Annotated in this window: 14 protein-coding genes; 4 read left to right on the top strand and 10 right to left on the bottom strand. The window is 53.7% G+C overall.

All coding sequences use genetic code 11. The annotated features are described in order from the left end of the window. Nucleotides 1–66: 66 nt before the first annotated feature. The 3 genes from glpX to C5523_RS26550 form a co-directional block, all read right to left on the bottom strand. Entirely contained in the window at nucleotides 67–1,077 is a 1,011-nt protein-coding gene (glpX, locus tag C5523_RS26560) for a class II fructose-bisphosphatase (protein WP_039077304.1), read from the bottom strand. 196 nt (nucleotides 1,078–1,273) lie between these two features. Beyond that, nucleotides 1,274–2,782: a glycerol kinase GlpK gene (glpK, locus tag C5523_RS26555; protein WP_039077303.1), complete on the bottom strand. Its 1,509-nt coding sequence runs from the start codon at nucleotides 2,780–2,782 to the stop codon at nucleotides 1,274–1,276. A 21-nt stretch (nucleotides 2,783–2,803) separates the two neighbouring features. Next, complete coding sequence (locus C5523_RS26550; protein WP_039077302.1) at nucleotides 2,804–3,652, bottom strand: MIP/aquaporin family protein; 849 nt, start codon at nucleotides 3,650–3,652, stop codon at nucleotides 2,804–2,806. 440 nt (nucleotides 3,653–4,092) lie between these two features. On the opposite strand from C5523_RS26550, the gene zapB reads away from it, so the two are divergent. After that, complete coding sequence (zapB, locus tag C5523_RS26545) at nucleotides 4,093–4,338, top strand: septal ring assembly protein ZapB (RefSeq protein ID WP_103245119.1); 246 nt, start codon at nucleotides 4,093–4,095, stop codon at nucleotides 4,336–4,338. 192 nt (nucleotides 4,339–4,530) lie between these two features. Here zapB and rraA read toward each other — a convergent pair whose 3' ends face one another. The 7 genes from rraA to priA all read right to left on the bottom strand — a co-directional run bounded on the left by rraA (nucleotide 4,531) and on the right by priA (nucleotide 12,508). After that, on the bottom strand, nucleotides 4,531–5,016 hold the full coding sequence (rraA, locus tag C5523_RS26540) for a ribonuclease E activity regulator RraA (RefSeq protein WP_039077301.1): 486 nt from the start codon (nucleotides 5,014–5,016) through the stop codon (nucleotides 4,531–4,533). A 92-nt stretch (nucleotides 5,017–5,108) separates the two neighbouring features. Then, nucleotides 5,109–6,038: a 1,4-dihydroxy-2-naphthoate polyprenyltransferase gene (menA, locus tag C5523_RS26535; RefSeq protein ID WP_071194823.1), complete on the bottom strand. Its 930-nt coding sequence runs from the start codon at nucleotides 6,036–6,038 to the stop codon at nucleotides 5,109–5,111. Between the two features lie 71 nt (nucleotides 6,039–6,109). Continuing rightward, nucleotides 6,110–7,444, bottom strand: coding sequence for an HslU--HslV peptidase ATPase subunit (gene hslU / locus C5523_RS26530; protein WP_039077300.1), 1,335 nt, complete (start codon nucleotides 7,442–7,444; stop codon nucleotides 6,110–6,112). 9 nt (nucleotides 7,445–7,453) lie between these two features. After that, nucleotides 7,454–7,984: an ATP-dependent protease subunit HslV gene (gene hslV, locus C5523_RS26525; RefSeq protein ID WP_039077299.1), complete on the bottom strand. Its 531-nt coding sequence runs from the start codon at nucleotides 7,982–7,984 to the stop codon at nucleotides 7,454–7,456. Between the two features lie 90 nt (nucleotides 7,985–8,074). Further along, nucleotides 8,075–9,067, bottom strand: a complete 993-nt coding sequence (gene ftsN / locus C5523_RS26520; protein WP_108702237.1) for a cell division protein FtsN — start codon at nucleotides 9,065–9,067, stop codon at nucleotides 8,075–8,077. Nucleotides 9,068–9,162: 95 nt separating this feature from the next. Further along, a complete protein-coding gene (gene cytR / locus C5523_RS26515) occupies nucleotides 9,163–10,188 on the bottom strand; it encodes a DNA-binding transcriptional regulator CytR (protein ID WP_039077297.1) in 1,026 nt (341 codons plus the stop codon). 124 nt (nucleotides 10,189–10,312) lie between these two features. Next, on the bottom strand, nucleotides 10,313–12,508 hold the full coding sequence (gene priA / locus C5523_RS26510; protein ID WP_039077296.1) for a primosomal protein N': 2,196 nt from the start codon (nucleotides 12,506–12,508) through the stop codon (nucleotides 10,313–10,315). 206 nt (nucleotides 12,509–12,714) lie between these two features. Between priA and rpmE the strand changes: the two genes are divergently transcribed. From rpmE to C5523_RS26495, 3 genes are all read left to right on the top strand, one after another. After that, complete coding sequence (gene rpmE, locus C5523_RS26505) at nucleotides 12,715–12,927, top strand: 50S ribosomal protein L31 (protein WP_039055221.1); 213 nt, start codon at nucleotides 12,715–12,717, stop codon at nucleotides 12,925–12,927. A gap of 375 nt (nucleotides 12,928–13,302) precedes the next feature. After that, the gene (locus C5523_RS26500; protein ID WP_039077295.1) at nucleotides 13,303–13,983 is read left to right on the top strand and encodes an oligogalacturonate-specific porin KdgM family protein; all 681 of its coding nucleotides are present in this window, start codon (nucleotides 13,303–13,305) and stop codon (nucleotides 13,981–13,983) included. A gap of 108 nt (nucleotides 13,984–14,091) precedes the next feature. Beyond that, a complete protein-coding gene (locus tag C5523_RS26495; protein WP_079498465.1) occupies nucleotides 14,092–15,633 on the top strand; it encodes an MFS transporter in 1,542 nt (513 codons plus the stop codon). The last annotated feature ends 303 nt before the right edge of the window (nucleotides 15,634–15,936 follow it).

Raw genomic sequence — 15,936 nt, 5'->3', positions numbered from 1 at the left:
TCTTCGTCGTGAATGGGGAGGATTTCCAGCCCGGATGCGCCGGAAAGCTCTCCCTGATAAATAATCTTACAGAATGTGCGTCTGCACGTCCGGGTCTTTGCGATCCAGATAGTGAATGGACTGGATACGGCGAATAGTGCGCGATTTCCCGCGAATCAGCAGGGTTTCGGTGGTGGCGATGTTGCCTTTACGGCTAATGCCGTCCAGCAGGTCGCCTTTGGTAATTCCGGTTGCTGAGAAAATCACGTTATCGCTGCGTGCCATTTCATCCAGGCGCAGTACTTTATCGGCCTCGATGCCCATCGCCTGGCAGCGTGCCAGCTCAATTTCCCCGATACGACGATTCTCTTCGTTGTCGCCTTTCACGTGATGACGTGCCAGCAAGCGGCCATTCATATCGCCATCGAGCGCGCGGATGACGGCGGCTGAGACGACACCTTCCGGCGCACCGCCAATACCGTAGAGGACATCGACTTCACTGTCTGGCATACAGGTCAGAATGGAGGCCGCAACATCGCCGTCCGGAATAGCGAAAACGCGGACACCAAGCTTCTGCATTTCAGCGATGGTGGCGTCGTGGCGAGGTTTGGCCAGAATCGTCACCGTCAGCTCACTGAGCGGTTTACCGAGCGCATGAGCAACATTACGCAGGTTATCGGCAAGTGGCAGGTTCAGGTCGATAGTACCTTTCGCGCCAGGGCCGACAATCAGTTTTTCCATGTACATATCCGGCGCATTGAGGAAGCAGCCTTGATCACCCACAGCCAGTACTGCCAGAGCGTTGGCCTGGCCCATGGCGGTCATACGGGTGCCTTCAATCGGGTCAACGGCGATATCCACCGCGTCGCCTTTACCGGTACCGACTTTTTCACCGATATAGAGCATTGGGGCTTCGTCGATTTCCCCTTCGCCAATCACAATGGTCCCGGCGATATTGACCTGATTAAGCATGATGCGCATGGCGTGAACGGCAGCACCGTCGGCGGTATTTTTGTCGCCGCGACCCAGCCACTTATAGCCAGCCAGCGCCGCTGCTTCGGTCACGCGGGAAAATTCAATGGCAAGTTCTCGTCTCATAGCAAACTCGTGAAGTGAAAGAAATTGCGCGAAGTTTAACACACAGAGCAGGTCCGGGCGCGGTCTGGTCCCCTCGCCCTGGCACTCTCTCCAAAGGAAAGAGGGGCGAACCAGCGTGATTTTTGGGGCAGAAGGTGAGCGAGCGTGCGGGGCAGGTTTTCACCCTCTCCCCCTAAAGGGAGAGGGTGGGGGGAGATTACTCGTCGCGCTCTTCCCATGCCAGCGCGCGTTTCACCGCTTTTTTCCAGCCCTCGTAACGGTAGTTACGTTCGGTGGTTTCGATGCCCGGACGGAATTCGCGCTCAATGACCGCTTTTTCCTGCAGTTCGTCCAGGTTTTGCCAGAAGCCAACTGCCAGACCCGCCAGGTAAGCTGCGCCCAGCGCCGTAACTTCACGCACTTCCGGACGCTCCACGCGGGTGCCCAGAATGTCCGACTGGAACTGCATCAGGAAGTTGTTGGCTACCGCACCGCCATCCACGCGCAGAGCGTGCAGACGAATGCCGGAGTCAGCCTGCATGGCTTCCAGTACATCACGCGTCTGGTAGGCAATAGATTCCAGCGTTGCGCGAATGATGTGGTTTGAGTTTACGCCACGGGTCAGACCGAAAATCGCGCCACGTGCATACGGGTCCCAGTACGGTGCGCCCAGGCCGGTAAAGGCAGGCACTACGTAGACGCCGTTGGTGTCTTTCACTTTGGTCGCGAAATATTCCGAGTCAAACGCATCGCTGATCAGTTTCATCTCGTCGCGCAGCCACTGAATTGACGCACCTGCCATGAATACTGCACCTTCCAGCGCGTAATTCACTTCGCCACTCGGTCCGCATGCGATGGTCGTCAGCAGACCATTTTCTGATTTCACCGCTTTTTCGCCAGTGTTCATCAGCATAAAGCAGCCAGTACCGTAGGTGTTCTTCGCCATCCCTTCTTTGACGCACAACTGACCGAACAGCGCTGCCTGCTGGTCACCGGCGATCCCGGCGATAGGAATACGTGTACCGCCTTTACCACCGATGTTGGTCTGGCCATAGACTTCGGACGATTTACGCACTTCCGGCAGCATGGCGCGCGGAATATCCAGCGCATCCAGCATCTTGTCGTCCCACTCCAGGGTATTGATGTTGAACAGCATGGTACGGGAGGCGTTGGTGTAGTCAGTAACGTGTACGCGGCCCTGGGTCATTTTCCAGATAAGCCAGGTATCGACGGTACCGAACAGCAGCTCGCCACGCTTCGCACGTTCGCGAGAGCCTTCAACATGATCGAGAATCCACTTCACTTTGGTGCCGGAGAAATACGGGTCAACCACCAGACCTGTTGCGTTACGCACGTACTCTTCCATGCCATCACGTTTGAGCTGCTCACAGATTTCTGATGTACGACGGCACTGCCAGACAATGGCGTTATAAATAGGTTTACCGGTTTCGCGCTCCCAGACGATGGTCGTTTCACGTTGGTTGGTGATACCAATCGCGGCGATTTCATCTGAGTTGATATCCGCTTTAGCCAGCACTTCTACCAGCGTGGAGCTTTGCGTTGCCCAGATTTCCATTGGGTCATGCTCAACCCAGCCTGGCTTAGGATAAATTTGTTCGAATTCGCGCTGCGAAACGCTGATGATGTTGGCGTCATGATCCATTACGACGGCGCGGGAGCTGGTGGTACCCTGGTCCAGCGCAACGATATATTTCTTTTCAGTCATGATTTATGTCCCGTAGTCACATTACAGCGGAGCTTTTTGTTGTGAAGTTGTGGTGGCGTCTTTGTCATCTTCCACAGCACAAACGTCACACGGTAAATTACGGCCAATCAGTTTACGATAACCGAAGGCACCCAGTGATGCGCCGACAATAGGCCCAAACAGCGGTACGAGGAAGTAAGGAATATCTTTCCCACCGGTAAAGGCGACATTACCCCAGCCTGCCAGCCAGGCGAACGCTTTCGGTCCGATATCACGAGCAGGGTTCATCGCAAACCCGGTCAACGGACCCATAGAGGCACCAATAACAGCAATCAGCAGGCCAATCAGCAGCGGAGCCAGCGGGCCACGCGGGATCCCGTTGCCATCGTCGCCCAGCGCCATAATGACGCCCATCAGAACCGCGGTAATCACCATCTCAACAGCAAAGGCCTGGAAGAAATTGATGTGCGGGTTAGGGTAGGTTGAAAAGATGCCTGCCAGATCGAGGCTTTCGACGCTGCCACGCACCATATGGTGAGTTTGTTCGAAATCGAAGAAAAGATTGTAATAAAGCCCGTAAACAAGTGCGGCCGCGCAGAATGCGCCGGCAAATTGAGATGCAATAAAGGGTACAACTTTGCGCCCGTCGAAGCAGGCAAACAGCCACAATGCAATGGTCACAGCCGGGTTAAGGTGTGCGCCGGAAACCCCTGCGGTCAGGTAGATGGCCATCGCCACGCCCAGACCCCAAATGATACTGATTTCCCACTGTCCGAAGCTGGCACCTGCTACTTTAAGTGCCGCAACGCAGCCCACACCGAAGAAAATCAACAACCCGGTACCGAGAAACTCGGCGATGCACTGACCTTTTAAGGTTGAGGTTTGACTCATAATCGGATCCTGCAAAGAGTTTAATGGTTATAGTTTGCATGGAGGGAGAAGACTCCAAGATGCCGTGTAGACATACTGTTAATTTATCGTTAACGAGCAAAAACGAGAAATATCGAAATCAAAATGTGTGTACTGCGTCAATAAAATGAGCGTTTTCGCGCGATGAGGCGCGTTTGCGAAGGAGGGAGAAGTGTGAGCTGAATCATTTTTGTAACCCTCAATTTAACAATTTATTGAAGCGGACCGCAAATGCACCAGGTTTAGGCTGAAAAGTGTTGCAAAGCGCGATCTGCGCGGGTTGTCGCTGGACAGGGGCTAAAGGGCTTCATACAATCGGGTACTAAGACCGTGCGCTAAATACATTAAGGCGTCGCCGTTCACGGAACGCGGATTTACCCGAGTGGTATATACCCATCAACGCCTTGCAATTCAGGAGAGGTATGACGATGTCATTAGAAGTATTCGAGAAGCTGGAAGCGAAAGTACAGCAGGCGATTGATACCATCACGCTGCTGCAGATGGAAATCGAAGAGCTGAAAGAGAAGAACAACAGTCTGTCCCAGGAAGTACAGTCCGCGCAGCATGATCGCGAAGAACTGGCCCGTGAAAACAACCAGTTGAAAGAACAGCAGCATGGCTGGCAGGAACGTCTGCAGGCACTTCTGGGCCGTATGGAAGAAGTCTGATTACGCGTCATCTTTCGTGACGTAGCGGCGTTGGCTGCGCTCACTTTCCCCTGGCACGTCGTTGTCTGTGTTCCCGGGGATTCGCTCAGTTGTCGGCTTGCTACAACATGAAATCTTTCGCGTAGCTGCTCTGGCTTTCTTTTCCAGAACGGTACAGCGCATAAAAAAGGCACCTTGCGGTGCCTTTTTTGATCACTCGATATCCAGTGGATCTTCGGAAAGGATTATCCCGGTGTTGTCGGCATAGAGATGGTCGCCGGAAAAGAAGGTCACGCCGCCGAAATTGACGCGAATGTCGCTTTCGCCGATGCCTTCTCCAGCGGCACCCACCGGAATGGCGGCAATGGCCTGAATGCCAATGTCCAGTTCTTCCAGATCATCCACCTGGCGCACCGCGCCGTAGACCACAATCCCTTCCCACTCGTTTTGCAGAGCGATGCGCGCCAGGTCCGCATCAATTAACGCACGACGCACAGAACCACCGCCATCAACCAGCAGTACACGACCACGGCCATTTTCTTCGAGCAGATCGTACAGCAACCCGTTATCCTCGAAACATTTCACCGTGATGATTTGACCGCCGAACGACGACCGTCCACCAAAATTGGAGAACAGCGGTTCCACGACGTTGACATCTTCCTGGTAGATGTCACAGAGCTCAGACGTATCGTATTTCATAGGCTTAACGTTCAGTTGCTGCGAGAGTTGTCAGTATATCGCGCATCACGCATTGTTGGCAAAATCATCAATTGTTAATTGACTTTTGTCAGTTAAAAATGCGTCTGACTCAGCATAATCCCAATCACAAACAAGAGGTTAGTCAGTAAAGCCCCTTTTACTGTACGTTCGAGCATCGGCGGCATGGCTTTCGGATCCCGCTCACGCATCACAAAACGCGCCTGTTTTAACAGCAACGGCGCGGCAAGGATGAACAGCCAACCCCATACGCTATGCAGTGACAGCAGGTTAAACAGTGCCAGACAGAGAAGGGCGCCGGCCAGCAGACCCGCATGGTAGCGGCGTGCGTTCACCGGCCCTAAGCGTACCACGAGCGTGATTTTGCCATTGGCGCGATCGCTGTCGATATCACGCAGATTGTTGATATTCAGCACCGCAGTCGCCAGCAGCCCGCACGCCGTAGCGGGTAAGATAATCGCAGGGATCAGCATATGCGTTTGCAGATACCAGCTTCCCATTACGCTCAGCCAGCCAAAAAAGATCAGTACCGAAACGTCGCCAAGGCCGATATAACCGTAAGGTCGTTTGCCGATGGTGTAGGTGATAGCGGCGATGATAGACAGCGCGCCAAGCACCACAAAGCCGATGAAATCCGTCAGGGTTTGTGAGGCGGCCAGCAGCAACAGCAGGCCGGAAATGCAGCTCAGGCCAATGACAATGATCAGCGCACGCTTCATCTGCTCAAGCGAAATCGCCCCTTTTTGCATACCGCGCAACGGACCAATACGGTCGGGTTTATCGCTGCCTTTGACCGCATCGCCATAGTCGTTGGCGAGATTGGAAAGGATTTGCAGCAATCCGGCGGTGCTTAATGCCAGTATGGCAACCAGCGGATCGAAGAAACCCTGCCACCAGGCCAGCGTCGTCCCTACCACGATAGCGGCAAACGCCAGCGGCAGTGTTTTTGGGCGCAGGCTTTCCAGCCAGGCCTGGGTGCGGCTCAAAGGTTGTGCGTCAGTCATAGTCACCAGCCAGTAATAAAAAATGGGGGCATAAGCCCCCATCGGAAATGATGAAAACGTTGTGGCTGCGATTATAAGATAAAACGGCTCAGATCTTCATCTGCCACTAAAGCATCAAGGTGCTTACTCACATAGTCGGCGTCGATGATGATAGTTTCGCCATTCAGGTCGCTGGCGTCATAGGAAATATCCTCCATGAGACGTTCCAGAACGGTGTGCAGACGGCGCGCACCGATGTTTTCGGTGGTCTCGTTCACCTGCCAGGCCGCTTGCGCGATGCGTTTAATCCCGTCGTCAGTGAAATCGATATTGACGCCTTCTGTTGCCATCAATGCTTTGTACTGCACGGTAACCGATGCGTTTGGCTCGGTCAGAATGCGTTCAAAGTCTTGCGTGGTCAGCGCTTTCAGTTCAACACGAATAGGCAGACGACCCTGCAGTTCCGGGATCAGGTCAGACGGGCTGGCCACCTGGAATGCGCCGGAGGCGATAAACAGGATGTGGTCAGTTTTCACCATGCCGTGCTTGGTAGAAACGGTACAACCCTCTACCAGCGGCAGCAGGTCGCGCTGAACACCTTCGCGGGAAACATCCGGGCCGGATGTGTTACCGCCGCGCTTACAGATTTTGTCGATTTCGTCGATGAAGACGATACCGTGCTGCTCAACCGCGTCGATTGCATCTTGTTTCAGCTCTTCCGGGTTCACCAGCTTAGCCGCTTCTTCTTCAATCAGCAGTTTCATTGCATCTTTGATTTTCAGCTTACGCGGCTTCTGTTTTTGCCCGCCCAGATTCTGAAACATGGACTGGAGCTGGCTGGTCATCTCTTCCATTCCCGGAGGCGCCATGATCTCTACGCCCATCGGTGACGCGGCCAGATTAATTTCAATTTCTTTATCGTCGAGCTGGCCTTCACGCAGTTTTTTGCGGAAAGACTGACGTGCCGCAGACGGCTCAGCAACGGTTTCCGGCTGGCCCCAGTTGTTTTTTGCCGGGGGGATCAGCACGTCCAGAATACGCTCTTCCGCCATCTCTTCGGCGCGATAGCGGTTTTTCTCGATGGACTGCATGCGGACCATTTTCACGGCGGCATCGGTAAGATCGCGGATAATGGAATCCACTTCTTTACCGACATAACCCACTTCGGTGAATTTGGTTGCTTCAACTTTGATAAACGGCGCGTTTGCCAGTTTCGCCAGACGGCGGGCAATTTCGGTTTTACCGACACCGGTTGGCCCGATCATCAGAATGTTTTTCGGGGTCACTTCATGGCGCAGCTCTTCATCAAGCTGCATACGACGCCAGCGGTTACGCAGGGCAATCGCCACGGAACGCTTCGCCGCATCCTGACCGATAATGTGTTTGTCCAGTTCGCTGACAATTTCGCGTGGGGTCATTTCAGACATGAGGAATCCTTACGCCTTGGTGGTCAATTCTTCGATGGTGTGGAAGTGGTTAGTGTAGATGCAGATATCACCGGCGATGTTCAGCGCTTTCTCGGCGATATCGCGCGCGCTGAGGTCGGTGTTTTCCAGCAATGCACGGGCAGCCGCCTGGGCATATGGGCCGCCAGAGCCAATGGCAATCAGGTCATTTTCTGGCTGCACAACGTCACCGTTACCGGTGATGATCAGTGAGGCCGTTTCATCGGCCACCGCCAGTAACGCTTCCAGCTTGCGCAGCATGCGATCGGTACGCCAGTCTTTGGCCAGTTCCACCGCCGCTTTCACCAGATGGCCTTGGTGCATCTCCAGCTTACGTTCAAAGAGTTCAAACAAGGTGAAGGCGTCAGCCGTGCCTCCGGCAAAGCCTGCGATGACTTTGTCGTTGTACAGACGGCGAACTTTCTTCACGTTGCCTTTCATAACGGTGTTGCCCAGTGTCGCTTGGCCATCACCAGCGATAACGACATGGCCGTTACGGCGTACGCTTACTATTGTTGTCACGAGCAGACCCCCTGGTTACGAATGCAGAATACAAGCCCCGTAGTGATACGGGGCAGAATGCAAGTATAGATGGGGGAGATTTTGGGGGTTTCAACCCCCGGCGGCGAGACGGATGCAGTTTGTGTGGCCGGCCAGTTTCAGACGGCTAATGGTGCTATCTGCGTTATCTTTGCCTTTAACCGGACCGATAACCACGCGATTCCAGCCGTTATTGCTGGTGATGCGAGAATCAAACCCTTCAAAGGCGAGCTGGGCACGAACGGTCTCTGCCTGGTCCGCACCTTTGAACGAACCACACTGTACCATCCAGCGGCGTTCGTCTTTTTTCTCGGCCGTTTGCTTCGGTGCTTCTTCATGCGTCACCGGAGCGGCCTGCTGCGTTTTCGGCGCAGCCGCCGTGGTATGTGCTGGCGTTTGCAGCAGATCCTGGTATGGCTGCTGGCTGGCGGCAGATGGCTTTTGCTGAGGCGTTTGCTTCGCTGCCTGCACCGGCGCGGTTTGCGCCGTGCGTGGTTGCTCCGTCACCCGTGGCGGCGTCCGTGTCGGTTGCTCAACCTGCACGTTGCTCCACTGCTGTTGTTGCATCTGCTGCTGTACCTGTTGCTGCGCCTGACGCTGGCGTTGCAGCGTTTGTTGGCGCTGCTCCTGCGTCTGCTCGTTCCACGGCACTTCGTTTAACTGCGTAGGCTGCTGGCGCATATCCGCCTGCATTTGCGCCAGTAACTGACGTTGCTCATTGGTCAGTTGCTCCGGTTTTTCCACCTCGCCACCCGCAGATGGCTCGGTAGGCGCACGTACGCCTGGCTGGCGACTTTCCAGCTCTTTAATGTAACGCCAGCGCTCTTCCGGTTTTGGCGGCAGACCATTGCCTGCAACCTTTTGGTTTTGCAGCGTTTCAGATTCTTCTTTCTTGTGGTGGGTAATAAAGTACAGGCCACCGATAAAAGCTACCAGTACTGCGGCGGCAATCGCGACCATTGCGGGCGAGACAGCGGATACGCTACGTTGCTTCTTCCTTGAGCTACTCTTTTTTTGCCGCGAAGGAGCCGGCTGGCTGCGGCGTACATAATCTCGTTGTGCCACTATCGTTTCGCTGTATTTATTTCGTTTGTCAGCCCGTCATGTTACTTAAGCGACGGGCTTTTGACCAGAAGAGGGATTCCGATAACGCATTTACGTTAAGTCAACGCCTTAGTTGACCCACGAATGACCAATTCGCAATCCAGTAATCGGGAGCCGCTGCTTACCGTATGCCCTTGTAACTGTTCAAGTAATAACAGCATTGCTTCGCGACCGATATCGAAACGCGGCTGGGCAACGGTGGTGAGCGGAGGATCGCAGAATTCCGCCAGCGAGATGTTATCGAAACCAATAATAGACAAATCATTCGGCACTTTCAGACCACGGCGCTTCGCATAAGACAATGCGCCGAGCGCCATGACGTCGCTATGACAGAATACCGCCGTGGGCGGCTTCGGCAGCGAGAGTAACCGTTCCAGCGCCTCGCTACCAGCGGCAAAGGTAAAGTCGCCACGGGCAATATAGTGCGGGTCAACTGTAATGCCGGAGCGACGCAGCGCCTGTACATAGCCCTGCAGGCGATAGTGGCACAGCGGCATCTCTTCCGGACCGGCGATGCAACCAATGTATTGATGCCCCTGTTCGCGCAGGTAATTCACGGCATTGAAGGCGGCGGTCAGGTTGTCGATATGTACTGTGGGCAGTTCCAGTTCCGGGGCAAATTCATTCGCCATCACCATTGGCGGCAGGTTACGTTGTTCTTCGATGCTGGCATCAAAAGGCAAGCGTGAACCGAGCAGCAACATGCCATCTATCTGCTTAGTGATGATTAAATCGATAAAGGTTTTTTCTTGCTGATTCTGATGAGCACAATCGCCGATCAATACCAGATAGCCATTTTCTGCGGCAGTGACTTCGATGCCACGGATAATTTCACTAAAAAACGGATCGCAAATATCCGGCACAATCACCAGAATCGTCCGGGATTCATTACGTTTAACGTTACGTCCCATCGACTGCGGCAAATAACCCACTTCCATTGCCGCCTGCTCAACCCGATTGCGGGTAGCCTGCGACACTTTATCCGGGTTCATTAACGCACGGGACACCGTTGCCGTGGATACCTTCGCTTTAACGGCAACATCTTTCATGGTCGCGGCTGCAACCTGATTCCTGGTCTTCACCTTCTTCTCCTCGCATGCGCGGCGCAGGCGCAGACACATTTTTATCAGATAGTTAATCTAATCGGTTACAGAATTTTCATTAAAAATGTGATGAAAGTTGAATTTTTCGAGGTGCCTCGCAACCTTAGCCCTCAATAGGGTCCACATCCAGCACCCACTTCACTTTGCGGGCTTCTGGTAAGGTGTTGATAAGCGTAAGCGTGCCGCTGACAATTTGTTGCAGGCGCACGCGGGAAGGATGTTGTAGCAGGAGCTGCCAGCGCCAGCGCCCGGCGCGTTTGGGAGCCAGTGCCGGAACCGGACCAAGCACCCAGAGGTGCTGGTCTGCCAGCGGGCTGGATTGCAGCAGATTTTTTAGCTGTTGCAGGAACAGCGGCGCCTGTTGGTTGTTATGATCTTCCGCACGGATAAGCACATGGCTGGTCCAGGGGGGAAGCTGGAGCGTCTGACGTTCCGCCAGTGCCTGCTCCGCGAAGGTGTCGTAACCTTTATGCAGAAGTGTTTGCAATAAAGGGTGTTCCGGATGGTGGGTTTGCAGCACCACTTCACCCTGTTTCCCCGCGCGCCCGGCACGCCCGGAGACCTGGGTATAAAGCTGCGCAAAGCGTTCAGCGGCGCGGAAGTCAGCGGAGAAGAGCGCACCGTCGACATCCAACAGGGCAACCAGCGTGACATCCGGGAAATGGTGCCCTTTCGCCAGCATCTGCGTGCCGATAAGAATACGCGCGCCGCCGCGATGTACTTCCGCCAGGTGTTGCTCGAGCGCGCCTTTACGGCTGGTAGTGTCCCGGTCGATACGCGACAGCGGCACCCCCGGAAAAAGCGGGGCAAGCGCCTGCTCCAGTTGTTCTGTACCCAGTCCAACCGGCATCAGATGGGTTGAGCCGCAGGAAGGGCATTGCCGTGGCACCTGGCGCTGGCTGTCGCAATGGTGGCAGCGTAGATGCTGCTGGGCCTGGTGTAACGTGTAGTAATGATCGCAGCGCGGACACTCGGCAATCCAGCCACAATCATGGCACAGCAGTGCCGGCGCGAAGCCTCGACGGTTCAGGAACAAGATGACCTGATTGCCTGCCTGCAAATGCTGGCGCATGCGATTGACAAGAGCAGGGGAGAGTCCTGCCTGTAGCGCCTGGCCTTTCAGGTCCAGAACATGCTGCATGGCGGGGCGGGCGTTGCCGGCGCGGCGCGTCAGGCGCAGCATCTTATATTTCCGCGCCCGCACGTTGTGGAGCGTCTCCAGGGCGGGCGTCGCCGAGCCGAGTATGATCGGAATCTGCTCGCTGTGGGCGCGATAGACGGCCAGGTCGCGCGCATGGTAGCGCCAGCCTTCCTGTTGTTTATAAGAGCTGTCGTGTTCTTCATCGATCACGATAACGCCCAAATTTTTAAACGGGGTGAACAGTGACGAACGTGTGCCAATGACAATCGCCGCTTCGCCGTTTTTGGCTTTTAACCAGGCTGACAGGCGTTCACTGTCATTGAGTCCGGAATGCAGTACCTCGACCGGGGCAGAAAAGCGTTCGCGAAAACGGGCGATGGTCTGCGGCGTCAGGCCGATTTCCGGCACCATCACCAGCGCCTGTTTCCCTTGTGCCAGCACATTTTCCAACACGCTGAGATAGACTTCTGTTTTGCCAGAACCGGTTACACCCGCCAGCAGCCAGGCCGAGAACTGGTCCGCCGCGCTGTGAATGGCCCCCACCGCGGTTGCCTGTTCAGTGTTAAGGCGCAGACGCTCGCCGCAGACGGAAAAGCCATGCCGCCAGTCATGATGCGCGGGCTCCTCACTGTTGAGCTCTGCCAGCCCCTTGGTACGCAGTGCTTGTAGCGCGGCGTCATTGAACTCAAGTTCAGCAACCTGATGCCGCCAGATGCGCCCCTGGCGCAGGGCTGCCAACGCCTGTTGCTGCTTTGGCGAACGTTTAAGGCTATTAAGGTCGACCGCCTGCCCTTGCTCGGTGGCAAACCAGAACCACTGTACTGCGGCACTGGCGGGTTTACCCTGGCGTAGCGGTACAGGAATTGCGTTGAAAAGCACATCGCCAATGGCGTGGTGATAATAATCCGCCGCCCAGAGCAGAAGCCGCCAAACCGGGACGGAAAAGACAGGAGCACTGTCCAGCACTTCAAGCACGCTTTTGAGCTCACTGAGGGGCAATTCACTGGTCTCACCGATGGAGACCACAATCCCCACCCGTTGCTGGGTGCCAAAGGGCACGCGTACCCGGCAGCCCGCGCTGGCGACCATGCTATCGGGAAGCAGGTAGTCAAAGGTGCGGGGCAACGGTACGGGTAGCGCTACATGGGCGACGGGCATCTCAGGATCCTGGCTTGAAAACTGGCGGGATAGTATACACATTGTTAAAGGTGGGGCGCGGATCAGTTTGCATACGTTGGTTAATTTCTGTATGATTCGCCGCCTTTGGTGCGTATTCACGTGCCAGAGATCCACTAATACATTAACTCGCGTGGTGTCTGGCGTTAGGGCTGGAAGAGCGACGCGGCCTTAAACTGAGGTTTCCCATGAAAAAAGGTATTCACCCGAATTATGTAGCTATTACTGCAACCTGTTCTTGCGGTAATGTGATCAAAACCCACTCTACCGTGGGTCACGACCTGAACCTGGACGTGTGCGGCAACTGCCACCCGTTCTTTACTGGTAAACAACGTGTTGTTGATACCGGTGGTCGTGTTGAGCGTTTCAACAAACGCTTCAGCATCCCGGGCAGCAAATAAGTTGCCAGATGAAAAAAGCGCCGCAAGGCGCTTTTTTTGTCCCTGAATTCCGCGCCCTTATGTGTAACACCCCCTTGCTCTTCATCCCCTATCGCAGTTTTTCGCAACGCCAGTTCTTTTGATTCGGCACGCTGTTTCTTTTTAAAAAATCCAATGTTTCAGTTGGTGACATTAAGCCGACATATCTTTGCTTTTTTGCCACTTAAACGGAATGCTGGCAAAAACTCAAAGGTTTGTACATTTACACTAAAATACAATTCCTCACGTTATTAGGACATTTTTAATTTGTAGCTGTCTTTCACTCGTTACGCTGGCCTGCGAATCCATAGCTACACGCTTTTCTTTTATTGAAATTTACGTCAAAGAGGAATTTCCATGAAGTTGAAATATGCGTTGTTATTACTGCCGGTACTGGCAGGAACAGCCCATGCGGGTTACGTAGACTATCGTCATGAATATTACGATGACGGGCGTAACTATGATCGTGTATATATGTCACAGCGTTTTGCCAGCGGCTTTGGGGTGGCCTTAGAAGGTATTTCCCGTTCTGATGATGCGGATGCGAAAAAGCCGCTAAATAATATGGAAACGAACGGGATTGAGTATACAGCCAACTACCAGTTTACCTGGAGCAACCTGGTCTGGTTGCCTGGTATTGCCATCGAAACGGACGAGAACCAAACCATTTATAAGCCGTTCGTGCGTGTTCAGTACAATATCAACGACAACTGGTGGACCGCCTTCCGTTACCGTTTCGAGTACACTCGTCGTAACGCAGAAGGTCGTGATGACCGTCGCGTTAACCGCCCGGAAGTATGGATTGGTTATAATACCGGGAACTGGATGTTTGAGCTAAACGGTATTTATAAATTTGCTGAAGCTGAAAATCTTTATAACAATACCAAGCGTGATTATGAATATAACGGCCGTATTGCTTATAAATTTGGTTCCTGGGTGCCATTTGTTGAAGTAGGTAATGTGTCTTCTGGTTATAAAACGGCAACGACAGATGATCGCCAGACGCGTTATCGCGTCGGTATCGGTTATAACTTCTAATTACCTTTCTTTCTGTGTCTGAATAATGCGGCGGCAATATATTGCCGCCGTATCCGCTCGCAATTTTTAAGTCGAAATTTTATATTTCGCTAAGGATTGGGTTAAACAATGTCTACACGCAAAATTGGTTTAGTGAATTATCTGGCGTACGGCTCCGGAGATTTTCTGGGCGCGGGTACAACAGCACTGACCGCCGCATGGTTACTTTATTTTTATACAACGTTTTGCGGCTTAACGCCGATTGAGGCGACCTTCATTTTCGCCATGGCCAGGGTGCTGGATGCCGTTGTCAGCCCGCTGATGGGTTATCTGACCGATAACTTTGGCAATACCTGGTTCGGTAAGCGCTTTGGCCGCCGTAAGTTCTTTATTCTGCTCGGTATTCCCTGCGTATTTTCCTATACGCTGATGTGGGTTGGCCACATGAACTACTGGTACTATTTATTCACGTACCTGCTGTTTGATGTGGTGTACACCATGATTCTGGTGCCTTACGAAACGCTGGTACCGGAGATGACCGACGACTTCAAACAGAAAACCAAGTTTTCCGGGGCGCGTATCGCGCTGGCGCAGCTTTCCGCCATTCTGGCCGCATTCCTGCCGGGCATTCTGTTAAGCCATTTCGGCAAAGATAATGCCGTCTCCTTCTTCTATGCCAGTATCGTGTTCGCGGTGATTTGCGCGATCGTCCTGACGCTGGTGTGGACCTTCACCTGGGAGCGCCCGCGTGATGAAGAAGCGGAAGCGGCGAAACCGAAACTGACGCTTGGGCAAAGCCTGAGTCGTCTGATCATTGAGCTGAGTTCCACCTTCCGTATCCGTATTTTTCGTCAGCATCTGGGCATGTATCTTGGCGGGTATATTGCCCAGGACGTTTTCAACGCGGTCTTCACCTACTATGTGGTGTTTGTGTTGATGCAGAGCCCGACACTGGCCTCCAGCCTGATGGGAACCATGGCGATTCTGCAATTTATCGCGGTCATGGGGATGATCCCGCTCTGTATTCGTTTCGGCGCTGCGCCGTCTTACCGTATTGTTGTGGTGCTGTTTGGTCTGGCTGCGGTTTCGTTTGCCCTGCTGTCGTTGGCCGGACAGAGCGATAACATGTCGCTGCTGTTGTTTATTTCTGGTATTGCCGGGTTAGGGCGTGGCGGCATCAACTATATTCCGTGGAATATCTATACCTATATCGCCGATGTGGACGAGGTGGTGACAGGTCAGCGTCGCGAGGGCATCTTTGCCGGGATCATGACGTTAACGCGTAAAGCCTCTCAGGCTGGCGCCGTGATGCTGGTGGGTATTGTGATGCAGATGTCCGGTTTTGTTTCCGGGCAGAGTACGCAGGTGCCGGGAGTGAGCCATACCATCCTGATGATTCTGAGTATCGGTACCGTGCTGGTGCTGTCGATCGGTTTCCTGGTGTCGTTGCGCTTCCGCCTGAACTTGTCCACGCACAGCGTTCTGCGCGAAGAGACGGCAAAAATGCGTAGTGCGGGCCGCCTGACGCCGGAATCCATCACCCCACAAGCGCGTAAGACTGTGGAAATGCTGGCGGGTATGCCTTATGACCAGCTATGGGGCAACAACGATATCGGCTATATCAATCGCCAGAAGGCGCGTGAAGCGCAATCTCACGCCTCAGTCATATAGGCGATCATTTGAGCAATGTTTTTGTGATGCGCGTCACAAAAACATTGCCGATAAGGGTAAACAGGCATATGCTTTTCACTGCGAAAGAGGTTATCAACAACGCGTGAAAGGAAAATGAATATGCTGAATGCACTCAAAAATGTCGTTGTGTCTTACTTCACTTCTCTGGCAGAGGTTCACCCGGAAGTGACCCGCTTCTGATTCAGCCAGCGCAACAGACAGACAAACAAAAAGGCAGAAGATTTCTTCTGCCTTTTTGTTTGTCTCTGCTCCATTACTGGGGATAGCAGTGCACATTCAGGC

The organism is Phytobacter sp. SCO41 (assembly GCF_003073275.1).
In the GTDB taxonomy this organism is placed as follows: Bacteria; Pseudomonadota; Gammaproteobacteria; order Enterobacterales; family Enterobacteriaceae; genus Phytobacter; species Phytobacter diazotrophicus.
This window is presented reverse-complemented; position numbering and strand designations above follow the sequence as displayed.

Coding starts and splice junctions, on each gene's coding strand:
- glpX (WP_039077304.1), bottom strand. CDS start 1,077: ATGAGACGAGAACTTGCCATTGAATTTTCCCGCGTGACCGAAGCAGCG.
- glpK (WP_039077303.1), bottom strand. CDS start 2,782: ATGACTGAAAAGAAATATATCGTTGCGCTGGACCAGGGTACCACCAGC.
- C5523_RS26550 (WP_039077302.1), bottom strand. CDS start 3,652: ATGAGTCAAACCTCAACCTTAAAAGGTCAGTGCATCGCCGAGTTTCTC.
- zapB (WP_103245119.1), top strand. CDS start 4,093: ATGACGATGTCATTAGAAGTATTCGAGAAGCTGGAAGCGAAAGTACAG.
- rraA (WP_039077301.1), bottom strand. CDS start 5,016: ATGAAATACGATACGTCTGAGCTCTGTGACATCTACCAGGAAGATGTC.
- menA (WP_071194823.1), bottom strand. CDS start 6,038: ATGACTGACGCACAACCTTTGAGCCGCACCCAGGCCTGGCTGGAAAGC.
- hslU (WP_039077300.1), bottom strand. CDS start 7,444: ATGTCTGAAATGACCCCACGCGAAATTGTCAGCGAACTGGACAAACAC.
- priA (WP_039077296.1), bottom strand. CDS start 12,508: ATGCCCGTCGCCCATGTAGCGCTACCCGTACCGTTGCCCCGCACCTTT.
- rpmE (WP_039055221.1), top strand. CDS start 12,715: ATGAAAAAAGGTATTCACCCGAATTATGTAGCTATTACTGCAACCTGT.
- C5523_RS26500 (WP_039077295.1), top strand. CDS start 13,303: ATGAAGTTGAAATATGCGTTGTTATTACTGCCGGTACTGGCAGGAACA.
- C5523_RS26495 (WP_079498465.1), top strand. CDS start 14,092: ATGTCTACACGCAAAATTGGTTTAGTGAATTATCTGGCGTACGGCTCC.